Source organism: Photobacterium sp. OFAV2-7, from assembly GCF_022347985.1.
Lineage (GTDB): Bacteria > Pseudomonadota > Gammaproteobacteria > Enterobacterales > Vibrionaceae > Photobacterium.
Genome location: NZ_JAKRFQ010000005.1, coordinates 20,088 through 31,607 on the forward strand (window position 1 = coordinate 20,088; position 11,520 = coordinate 31,607).

An 11,520-nucleotide genomic window follows, 5' to 3' on the forward strand; every position below is an offset into this window, starting at 1 on the left:
AATAGAGTCATTACCTTCTTTAGTGAGCCTATTATGAGCCGTAAAAACCAAAAAGCCCCTTGGGAAGAGGAAGAAGAAATCATCTGGGTAAGCAAGTCCGAGATGAAACGCGACATGGAAGCCCTGCAAAAAGTCGGGGAGGAGCTTGTCGAGCTTAAACCCAATGCTCTGGCGAAAATTCCGCTAGACGAAGATCTCCTGGAAGCTGTCAAAGATGCGCAGCGCTTCAAAAACGAAGCCCGCCGCCGTCAATTACAGCGAATTGGCAAGCTGATGCGTCAGGTCGATGTCGAGCCTATCCAGGCAGCATTGGACATGCTGCGCAACAAGCACTCGCAGGCAACCGTTGCCCTGAAAAAGCTGGAGCAAAAACGCGACAAGCTGATCGAGAATGGTGACAGCATGATCAATGCCATCATGGTTGACCATCCGGACGCCGATCGCCAGCGCCTGCGCCAGCTAGTTCGTCAGGCAAACAAAGAAAAAGCGCAAAACAAGCCGGCCAAAGCATACCGTGAAATCTTCCAATACCTCAAAGCGCTGTACCTGGAAGACTAGCAATACCACGGTTCAAACCGGTACCATAAAAAATGCCAGCACTTCCGTGCTGGCATTTTTATATTTTCCTTTCCCGCTGCAGTGCTACTGCGTACCACCGACAGTCATGGAGTCCACCTTCAGCGTCGGCTGACCGACACCGACCGGCACACTCTGGCCCGCTTTGCCGCAAACGCCGACACCGCGGTCGATATCCAGATCATTACCAACCATAGAGACCTGCTGCATGGCTTCAATGCCGCTGCCAATCAGGGTCGCTCCCTTGATTGGCCGTGTCACCTTGCCGTTCTCTATCAGGTAGGCTTCCGAGGCCGAGAAGACAAACTTGCCCGAGGTAATATCTACCTGGCCGCCACCGAAGTTAGGGGCATAGATCCCCTGCTTGACGCTGGCAATGATCTCTTCCGGCGTATGCTGACCCGGCAGCATATAGGTATTGGTCATACGAGGCATCGGCAGATGGGCATAGGACTCGCGGCGACCGTTCCCCGTCGGCGCAACGCCCATCAGGCGCGCATTGAGCTTGTCCTGCATATAGCCTTTCAGCTTGCCGTTTTCTACCAGTACATTGTACTGGCCCGGTGTGCCTTCATCATCAATGTTAATCGAACCCCGGCGATCCACCAGCGTACCGTCATCGACGATGGTACAAAGCGGCGAGGTCACCTGCTCACCCATATGGCCGGCAAACATAGACGAGCCTTTACGATTAAAGTCACCTTCCAGACCATGGCCCACCGCTTCATGCAGCAGTACGCCAGGCCAGCCCGCACCAAGTACTACCGGCATGGTGCCTGCAGGTGCGGCGTCAGCATCGATGTTGACCAGCGCCTGACGAATTGCCTCATCGGCATAATTCAGTGCAATGGATTTACCATTTTCTTCACTGAGGAAGTATTCATAACCATAGCGGCCACCGCCACCGGCACTGCCGTGCTCACGCTTGTCACCCTTCTCAATCAGGATGCTAATGGATAAACGAACCAGCGGGCGAATATCCGCCGCATAGGTACCGTCTAATGCTGCAACCAAGACCTGCTCGTAAACGCCATTGATACTGACGGACACTTCCTTGACCAGAGGCTCTTTGGTTCGAATATAACGGTCAATCTCTTCAAGTAAGGCAATCTTCTGGTGCTTGTCAAAGCTACCCAACGGATTAACCGGCGCATATATTCCAGAGGCGGTAACAGGGCTAAAGGCCTGAATTTTGCCATTCCCGCCAGCGCGGACAATGCCCCGAGCAGCCTTGGCACTTTGGTTCAGCGCCAGCTGGTTGATCTGATCAGAATAGGCAAAGCCGGTCTTCTCGCCAGCAACGGCTCGAACCCCTACACCACGGTCAATGTTGAATGAGCCATCTTTGATAATGCTGTCTTCCAGCACAAGCGATTCATGCCAACAGGACTGAAAGTAAATGTCCGCATAGTCCACATCTCGGGCTGCAATCAGCCCCAGCGTTTGGCTTAATTCATCACGTCCCAGGCCTGACTGCGTCAGCATGGTATTTTCTACTGTTTCCAGAGTCATTTACTTTGCTCTTCTAAGATACCTACCGCTGATGCACGCCCAGACGAGCATGCTTCAGCACTGGCATATTTGTTCTGATGGTCTGGCTTAAATTTAAATCCAGATCGGCTGTCAATACACCGGTTCCCTGTTGTTGACAGGCGACTACCTGCCCCCACGGGTCAATAATCATCGAATGACCCCAGGTTTCCCGGCCTTCATTGTGCTCGCCCCACTGAGCTGCTGCGACAATCCAGCACTGCGTCTCCACAGCTCGAGCACGTAATAGTACATCCCAATGCGCCTTGCCGGTCACCTTGGTAAACGCGGCAGGGACCACAATGATATCGGCCCCCTGCTCTCTCAAAGCGGTATATAGCTGCGGAAAGCGAATATCATAACAGATTGATAATCCAATATTTCCAAAAGGCGTCGGCACGACTTTGATTTCTCGTCCCGGCTGGAACGTATCAGATTCGCGGTAGCTATGATGTTGATCTTCAACCTCGACATCAAACATGTGCAACTTATCGTAAGATGCCTGACACTGCCCCTCATCATCAAACAGCAACGCGGTTGTGGTGATGGCCCCGTCAGTTTGCCGGATCGGCATTGAACCTATCAGCAACCAAATCCCGAGCTGCCGGGTCAGCGCCGACAGGGCTTCCTGTAAGGGCCCTTCGCCCAGAAGCTCGGCATGGCGTTGATAGTCCTCACGGGAACCAAAGACCAGACAGTTCTCCGGGGTTACGACCAACTTTGCCCCTTGTAGCTGCAACCCTTTAAGCTTTTTCTTCAGCTGCCGCAAATTGGCTTCAGGATCCGCGCCTGAATTCATTTGTACAACGCCCACTTTTGCCATCATTTACTTCCTTTTCCGACAAAGACCACTATTCCATTATTACTTTGACTGATTCTGTTGTTCCTTCAGTTTTTCCGGCACGGTGTATTCCCCGGTAAAACGAGACTTCTCGGTGACCGTCGGTGAATCAATCGGCCCTGTGACCGCATAGTTAATCTGGGTAAAGACATCCAGCACCGGCGATAACGCCGTTGAAATGGCAAACACAAAAATAGCGGTTTGTGGTGCCACCGCAAACGCCGTCAGCACCGGTATTCCAGACGTAAAGTCAGGAAGGAACTTCACTTTCGCATCGACCGTTTCATTAACAAGGTTAGCACTTCCGGTAATATACATGTCACCCGCCAGTGCCTGCATTTTTATATCATCACTTTCGAACTGACCATTTTCAATCCTGCCAGAGCCCCTGATATAGTTGAAGGCCAACCCGTCATCAAACACCCCCGAGAAGTCGAGCTGCATTTTTCTCACAATCGAATCTAAGCTGAACAGGCCTAGCAAGCGACCGGCACCGCCGACATCACTGATCACTCCCTTGCCGGTTTCTGATTTCATTTCTCCGGTCAAGGTTTCACGGTGCATCGCCCATGGTGCGCCCTGCCACTGAATAGAGGCATAGCTACTGAACTTCGCCCCCTGGATCCCGCCGGAAACTCCGAACCGCCCCATCAAGTCTGAGCTGTTGTCACCTTCAATGTCGAAAGCAATATGGGTTTCGTTCTGATCATGATCCAGCATCCAGTGGCCGTCCAGGCTCAGCGAGGTCGTGCCGGAATCAATCAGCAGGTTCTGTAGCTCCAGCATAGTGCCTTCCCGGCGCAACTTCCCGGTTACCTTGCCGAGTCGATAGCCCTGTAGCCAGGCATCCTGAAGCGTAAGATCGATCTCCGGGATATTCGCCATCATAGAGCGGTCAAAATCAGTCGCCGGTGGGATATCCTGCTGCGGCTTGTACTTGCTACGCGGCAGCTCTTCGACATCATCCAACCCTGGCAGGTTCAGGTGCATTTTCTCCAGCGTCACCCTCAACGGTGCGCCATCAGGCCAGAACGCCTCGCCGGTCATTTCCCGGCTACCCAGAATAATATGCCACTGCGCAGGCTGTCTGCGCATCGCAAGGTCAACCTCATTCCAGTTCAACGTCGCCAGTTTCAGCTTCTTAACGCGCGCATTTATCCGAGTTGGGTTGGGGATCTCTGGCATGACTGTTTGCTGCCCGGCCTGAGCCATTTGTGCCGTCTTATCATCAACCTCTTCAATTAGCTCTACCCAGCGATCACCGTCTAGGTAGTCACTACGGATTCGAAGCGAGTGGCTCCCCCGTGCGAGAGAGCGTAATTTCCCTTTCCCGACTAACAGCTCGCTGGCCTCTATCTTCAAGCGCTCAGGCACTAAATTGATTGTCGCCTGGTAAGTGGCATCAGGCACAACGATATTACCGGTCAACGATTCTGCATTACCGTGTACAGCCAGTTTTGCCTGCTGCTTAGTCCCCGGCGACACTTGCAGCGGATACGGCAGCTTGCTGTTAACGCCAGTCAGCCCGGCCAGCAAGTCGACATTGTAGTCAAATCCAGTATCGTGCAGATTAACGCCGACCTTGGCGTTCCAACGGCTGTGGCCGCTCACATGGGCCAGCAGAGGATCATCAACCTGCTGTTGCAGGGTAGCAACATCCCAGTTTCCATCCAGTTTAACCCCCACCTGATAGCCCGTGTCCACGCTCTTGCCATCAAAACCGAAGGCAACAGGCTGCGCGAGTAACATGCCCTGGATACCCTCGGCCTTAATAACATCATTATCAAAACTCAGGCTGCCACTGACCTTATCCAACTGAAGTGGCGGGGCCTCCATGGCAACCCGGTTGTCTTTCAGACTCGCCGAGCCCCATGCCCGCACATCGCTGCCGTCAAAAGGAATATCCAGTTTAAACTGCGAGCTTACCGGACCGCTGACCTGGACCGTCGTCAGCGCCGCCCCGACCGATTCAACCAGCGGTGTCGCCAACATATAATCACGCACCTGCTGACCATCGGCACCCACACCAATAGCCAACTTGAGGTGGCCATCTTCGCTAAGCTCGGCTTCACCGGTAACCTTGGATGCCGTCGCTCCCATGGTTTTCGCATGGCTGGCATCGAGATACATAAAATCATTTTCAAACAGTAGATCCAGCTTCAGCTCGGTCAGCTCAGGCCATGCTGTATCGAAACTGAAGCGCCCCTCACGCAAAGGTACCTTGGCCTGAAAGACCCCCTCGCCTTTGCTGTAGGGGAAATCATTGAGCTCACCGTACCATAGCAGCTGGGCTCGCTCTGCCTTACCGCCTCGAATAGCCGTCGACAGGTAATCTGTCAGTTCCCGCCCCAATGCCAGCGTCGGTAAATACCGCCACGTTTCACCGGCATCATAGGCCGTCGCTTCACCGTAAAATGACAACCAGGCAGGTGCCTCAGCAGGAAAGTCCAGACGGAACTGACCATCAGCAGTTAAATGCGGCGTCGATACGGACAGGGCATCACTCCACAAGCGCCAACCGTCATCGCCGACCTGCCAGTAAGCGGTCACTTCACTTGTAGTGATATTTAGCGGGGCCTGAAAGACTTCTCCATAGGGAAGTACAACATCATTTAGCGCCAGCCTGGCTTTTCCGCCAGCCAGGCTGCCTGATAGCTTTGCATCAAGCTTGTTCATGCCAGGCAGCAGTTCCCACTGCTTCATACCAAACGCTTTAAGATCGGCCGAAAAACGCGGTGGCTGATCGCCGTCAGCGGCGATTCGGATATCATCCAACTGACCGGACGGCTGTAGTTTGGCGAGTATCTCAGCAGCTGTATTGTCTTCCGGCAAGAAGCTGACAAACGGCAGCAGCTGGTCAAGAGGCAGGCTGGTCAATGCAACTTGCCAGCGCTCAGGCTCCCACTGCGCCGCGATATCAAAGGCTGGCCACAATCGCTGGTCGGTTTGCAGAAGCATCTGATCACTGTCAATCCGCCAGCCGGTTTTTCCCTCGGCCAGAGCAACCGGGGATAATCCTACCCGGCCCTTAGAAATCCTGAACTCATGTTTTTCATCGCCCTCACGCCAGCGCAGGTAGCTGTTATCCAGCCTTGCCAGGCTGTTCAATACCTTGCCGTCTTGCAAATTCAGCCACAACTCGGCATTGATATTACTGCCGGTAATATCAGCGCCACCCAACATACGCTTGTTAAGCCACGGCGTGATCGACAGGTTCCGGGACTGGACATAAATACTGCCCGACAGCTCAGGCAGGGAGCGCCTGGCAGATAAGTTAGCAATCACTCGCATCTGGCTAAAGTGGGTATCGGCAATACTGATCACCCCTTCAGCCAGGTGCTGGCCGCCGGTACCGTCCCACTTCAGCTCGCTGATATCAATACGCTTTGTATCCCCAGCAGGAGAGAGCAAAGTGATATCGGCATTACGCAGCGAAAACTTGCCCAACTGGACAAAAAACAGCTCTTCTAGCAGTTTGATCGTTGCGGCTTGATCGGTCGTGTCGGCGGCGGGCTGTGACGAGGTATCCCGGCCAAACATAGAACTGGAAAAACGTGTTAGATCCAGGCTGAGCTGATCAATACGCACATTTTTAAACACAGGCCGCATCTCGAACGCCGAACGGAGCATATCAAACTCCATTTCAACATCACCGACCCGAACAATGGAGCCCGGATCATCACTTGCGTCAACACTCACCCCCTTCAACACCAGGGAAGGGCCAAGGTTTTGCCATCGCCCTTCTACATGGGCCACCTCCAGGCGCATTTCCGCCTGCTCAGATGCCCACTGGCGGATAGGTTCGCGATATTCGTTTAGCTGGGGAAGGAAAAAACGCAGACCACTAATCGCAATAGCGGCCAGTACCAACACTATCAGTACCAGCCACATTAATCCACGTGCCAGACGAACTGGAACTGTTGTCACTCAATAGCCTCGCATTCGTAATTACATCATTACAACGTCAAATTGTTCCTGGATATATAATGGCTCAGCTTTGATTTTCACCTGCTTGCCAATAAACACTTCCAGCTCAGCCAGAGCATGGTATTCGTCACCCGCCAAGACTTCAGCAACCGCAGGCGCGACATAGACCACAAAACGGTCAGCGTCATAAGCTCGGTTGACCCGGGTAATTTCACGCAAGATCTCGTAGCAGACACTTTCAACGGTTTTGACCGTACCTCGACCTTCACAGGTCGGGCAGGTGCCGCATAGCACATGCTCGATACTTTCACGGGTCCGCTTACGGGTCATCTCGACCAGGCCCAGCTGAGTAAAGCCGTTGATATTGGTTTTTACCCGGTCGTAGGAAAGTGCCTGCTCCAGTGCCAGCAAGACACGACGCTGGTGATCTTCCAGTGCCATATCAATGAAATCGATAATAATGATCCCGCCCAGGTTGCGTAACCTAAGCTGACGGGCGATCGCCTTGGTGGCCTCAATATTAGTATTGAAGATGGTCTCTTCCAAGTTACGGCGACCGACAAAGGCCCCGGTATTGATATCGACCGTCGTCATCGCTTCAGTCTGATCAATAATGAGGTAACCACCCGACTTCAGCTCAACCTTGCGATCCAACGAGCGCTGAATTTCACTTTCCGTATCATATAGATCAAATATAGGCTGCTCGCCAGCGTAATACTCAAGCTTCTCGCTCAGCTCCGGCACAAATTCATCGGTAAATTCTTTCAGCTTTTCATAACCGAGGCGTGAGTCAACCTTGATGCAATCCAGTTCGGTGCCAACGAAGTCACGCAGGATCCGCTGTGCCAAACCGAGTTCGCCATACAGCATCGACTTGGGCTTATGCTTGGCCCGGCGCTCCAGCACTTTACGCCACAAATGTTTGAGGAAGGCGGCATCCTGGGCAAGCTCTTCCGCCGTTGCCCCTTCGGCAGCGGTACGAATAATAAAGCCACCCAGCTCGTCACAGTGCTTATTGACGACCTTCTTCAGGCGCTCTCGCTCACTTTCGCTTTCGATACGCTGAGAGACACCGACGTGGCCGGCGCCCGGCATGAAGACCAGATAACGCGACGGCAGCGTCACGTCTGTAGTGAGGCGAGCTCCTTTGGTTCCCAGGGGATCCTTGACCACCTGAACCACCAGATCCTGTCCCTGACGGACCAGCTCGGAGATATCCCGAACCTGAAACTGCTGCTTTTCGTTCTCGGCCACACATTCAGTATGAGGCACAATATCGGAGGCATGCAGGAATGCCGCTTTCTCCAGTCCGATATCAACAAATGCCGCCTGCATACCCGGCAATACCCGGCTTACGCGGCCTTTGTAAATGTTGCCGACAATTCCACGTTTTGACTCTCGCTCTATATGTACTTCCTGAAGGGTCCCTCCTTCAATCATTGCAACGCGCGTCTCACTTGGCGTCACGTTAATCAGCAGCTCTGTGCTCATGGTTGCCTCTAAATTGATAAACTTAAAAAGTCCTGAACCATGATGTCGGTTTCCATTAACGGTAACCCCACCACAGCATAATAACTGCCATCGATGCGCTCAATAAACTTGCCGCCGATCCCCTGGATGCCATAGCTGCCGGCTTTATCTTGCGGCTCGCCGCTTTGCCAATATGCTTCTATTTCTTTTTCTGACAAAGTCTTGAACCAAACGTTCGTAGTCACCAGGCAGGTTTTGCTACGCGTTGCCGTGGCCAGAGTCACAGCCGTCATCACCTGGTGTTGGCGACCGGACAGCAGGGTCAGCATGCGCCTGGCATCGGCAAAGTCTTTGGGCTTTTCCAGAATTTCATCATCTACTACAACAATAGTATCTGAACCCAGCACCGGCGTCTGGCCATCGGTTTCTTTCACCCCGGCCTGTGCCTTATCCTGCGATAGGCGCTGAACATAATCAGCCGGTGCCTCATCCGGCTGATGGCACTCTTCGACGTCTACGACAACCCGTTCAAAGGTATAACCCAGTTGAGCCAGTAGTTCTTTTCGCCGGGGAGATCCCGAAGCCAGATACAGTTGCAATGCAGGCATGACGATACCATTTATATAAATATCAAAAAGATCCATTCGATGTCATGCTTTACAACCTAACACCGAACAGACCTAGTTGGGAAAGTAATTTAACGAATTGAGAACTTACGACGCATTCGCCGTAGCAACAAAAACAGCCATGGCCAGAGCAGGAAGTTCAGCAGCACGGCCCAAAGTCGTTCCGGCTCGAAGGTGATCACCGAGACCAAGTATTCGGCCCAAAACTCCACCAGCTTGCCGGCCAATGTCAGCAAGGCAACCAGAATCGCCTGCTGCCACAGAGAGAGGTTGCGCAGTACCTGGAAGTTCAGGGCAACGACATAGCACAGCACCGACATCATCAGGCCCCGTACCCCGAGCGTCGAGCCCAGCATCAAATCCCACAGCAGTCCCAACAGCAATGCGGTACCGACATTGACCCGGTGCGGCAATGCCAGCACCCAGTAAAAGGCCACCAGCAACACCCATGAGGGCCTGAACAGCTCCAGTTCGCCGGGCCATGGCGCGGCCTGTAGGATCAGTGCCACGATAAAAGATAGCCAAATCAGCAAGCGGCCACTTGGTCGACTATTCGCCACTATTGAGTTCTCCTACCATCAGCGTTTCCCGCGATGTCGGCCATACCAGCAGCAAATATCGCAGGCGGTCGAACTGTACCGTCGGTTTTGCCTTTATCTGGGCAAACGGGCGCTTGTTATCAAACGAAAACTCGGTGACATGTCCAACCGGATAACCCTCCGGATACCGGCCGCCCAGGCCGGATGTCACCAGCAAGTCGCCGACTTCGATATCGGTACTGCTCGGGACGTGTTCAAGCTGGATCTGGTCGATCTGGCCGCTGCCCGAGGCAATTACCCGTATGTCATTGCGCACAACCTGGATCGGAATTGCATGGGTCGGGTCAATCAACAGCAGCACTCGGCTATTATGGGCACCAACATAGGACACCTGGCCGACAATCCCTTTTTCATTGATCACCGGCTGGCCTTCATAGACACCGTCAACCCGCCCCTTATCAATCATCACCTGGTGACTGTAGGGATCGGAGTCCACCGCCATCACCTCCGCGATCAGTTTCTTCTCGTCGCGGACGAAAGGTGAGCCCAACAGCTCGCGTAAACGCTGGTTTTCCTGCTTTAACTGGTCCAGCAGCAGTACATCACTCTGCTTTACCAGTAAATCACGCTTAAGTGCTTTATTCTCTGCCAACAAACGCTGATGGGAGCTCAACTGACCTGACATACCATCTAACAAATCGCGAGGTAAGTTAGCAGCATACTGGAGTGGTGAAATCGCTGAGTTCAGCAAATAACGTACATTGGCGAAGGCATCTAGGCGGCTGTCGGCCAGCATCAGACCAACCGACAGTAATATGGCAAGAAACAGGCGTAACTGCAGAGAAGGCCCTCTGCCAAATATAGGTTTCATCTAACGCTATAACCTGTTCTGTCTATTGCCGAAGATGGCATTATTCTTCGCTGAAGAGATCGCCGCCGTGCATGTCGATCATTTCCAGTGCCTTACCACCGCCACGTGCAACACAGGTTAGCGGATCTTCGGCAACAACAACTGGGATCCCGGTTTCTTCGGTCAGTAGGCGATCAAGATCGCGTAACAGCGCACCACCACCGGTTAGCACCATGCCGCGCTCAGAGATATCTGATGCCAGTTCTGGCGGACACTGTTCAAGTGCAACCATCACCGCCGACACGATACCGGTCAGAGGTTCCTGCAGGGCTTCTAGAATTTCGTTGGAGTTAAGGGTAAAGCTGCGAGGTACACCTTCAGCCAAGTTACGACCACGCACTTCAATTTCGCGCACTTCATCGCCCGGGTAAGCCGAACCGATTTCATGCTTGATACGCTCGGCCGTTGCTTCACCAATCAGGCTGCCGTAGTTACGGCGAACATAGTTAATAACCGCCTCATCAAAACGGTCACCACCAATGCGTACCGACGAGGAGTAAACCACGCCGTTTAGAGAGATAACGGCAACTTCGGTAGTACCACCACCGATATCGATCACCATCGAACCGGTCGCTTCCGATACTGGCATGCCGGCACCGATCGCTGCCGCCATCGGCTCGTCAATCAGATACACTTCGCGGGCACCCGCACCTTGTGCAGATTCACGGATAGCTCGACGCTCAACCTGAGTAGAACCACAAGGAACAGCAACCAGTACGCGTGGGCTAGGACGTAGAATGCTGTTGTCGTGGACCTGCTTGATAAAATGCTGAAGCATTTTCTCGGTCACGTAAAAATCGGCAATTACGCCGTCTTTCATCGGACGGATAGCAGCGATATTGCCAGGTGTACGACCAAGCATTTGTTTGGCGTCGTGACCTACGGCTGCAACACTTTTGGTTGCGCCAGCTCGGTCCTGACGAATAGCTACTACTGATGGTTCATCGAGTACGATGCCCTGTCCTTTGACATAAATAAGGGTGTTGGCAGTACCCAGGTCAATAGACAGGTCATTAGAAAACATGCCACGAAGTTTTTTAAACATAGTCTTCGGCTAATTCCTGCAAGCTTACAAAATTCGTTAAATTGCGCTAAATGTAC

Annotated in this window: 9 protein-coding genes; 1 reads left to right on the forward strand and 8 read right to left on the reverse strand. The window is 53.0% G+C overall.

Features of this window, described 5'->3' with window-relative positions; genetic code table 11:
• Positions 1–33 precede the first annotated feature (33 nt).
• Positions 34–558 carry a ribosome biogenesis factor YjgA gene (gene yjgA / locus MHN01_RS01350; protein ID WP_160652297.1) on the forward strand — a complete coding sequence of 175 codons (525 nt, stop codon included), beginning with the start codon at positions 34–36 and terminating at the stop codon, positions 556–558.
• An 84-nt stretch (positions 559–642) separates the two neighbouring features.
• On the opposite strand, the gene tldD is transcribed toward yjgA, so the two are convergent.
• The 8 genes from tldD to mreB form a co-directional block, all read right to left on the reverse strand.
• Positions 643–2,088 carry a metalloprotease TldD gene (gene tldD / locus MHN01_RS01355; protein WP_239409688.1) on the reverse strand — a complete coding sequence of 482 codons (1,446 nt, stop codon included), beginning with the start codon at positions 2,086–2,088 and terminating at the stop codon, positions 643–645.
• A 22-nt stretch (positions 2,089–2,110) separates the two neighbouring features.
• Positions 2,111–2,929: a carbon-nitrogen hydrolase family protein gene (locus MHN01_RS01360; protein WP_239409710.1), complete on the reverse strand. Its 819-nt coding sequence runs from the start codon at positions 2,927–2,929 to the stop codon at positions 2,111–2,113.
• A gap of 39 nt (positions 2,930–2,968) precedes the next feature.
• A complete protein-coding gene (locus tag MHN01_RS01365; protein WP_239409689.1) occupies positions 2,969–6,874 on the reverse strand; it encodes a YhdP family protein in 3,906 nt (1,301 codons plus the stop codon).
• Positions 6,875–6,895: 21 nt separating this feature from the next.
• Entirely contained in the window at positions 6,896–8,365 is a 1,470-nt protein-coding gene (gene rng, locus MHN01_RS01370; RefSeq protein ID WP_239409690.1) for a ribonuclease G, read from the reverse strand.
• Positions 8,366–8,373: 8 nt separating this feature from the next.
• Positions 8,374–8,952, reverse strand: coding sequence for a nucleoside triphosphate pyrophosphatase (locus MHN01_RS01375; RefSeq protein WP_239409691.1), 579 nt, complete (start codon positions 8,950–8,952; stop codon positions 8,374–8,376).
• Between the two features lie 89 nt (positions 8,953–9,041).
• Positions 9,042–9,530 carry a rod shape-determining protein MreD gene (gene mreD, locus MHN01_RS01380; protein WP_075762407.1) on the reverse strand — a complete coding sequence of 163 codons (489 nt, stop codon included), beginning with the start codon at positions 9,528–9,530 and terminating at the stop codon, positions 9,042–9,044.
• Complete coding sequence (gene mreC / locus MHN01_RS01385) at positions 9,520–10,380, reverse strand: rod shape-determining protein MreC (RefSeq protein WP_239409692.1); 861 nt, start codon at positions 10,378–10,380, stop codon at positions 9,520–9,522. The genes mreD and mreC overlap by 11 nt, the downstream gene beginning before the upstream one ends.
• Before the next feature lie 40 nt (positions 10,381–10,420).
• Positions 10,421–11,464, reverse strand: coding sequence for a rod shape-determining protein MreB (mreB, locus tag MHN01_RS01390; RefSeq protein ID WP_075762409.1), 1,044 nt, complete (start codon positions 11,462–11,464; stop codon positions 10,421–10,423).
• Positions 11,465–11,520: the final 56 nt, after the last annotated feature.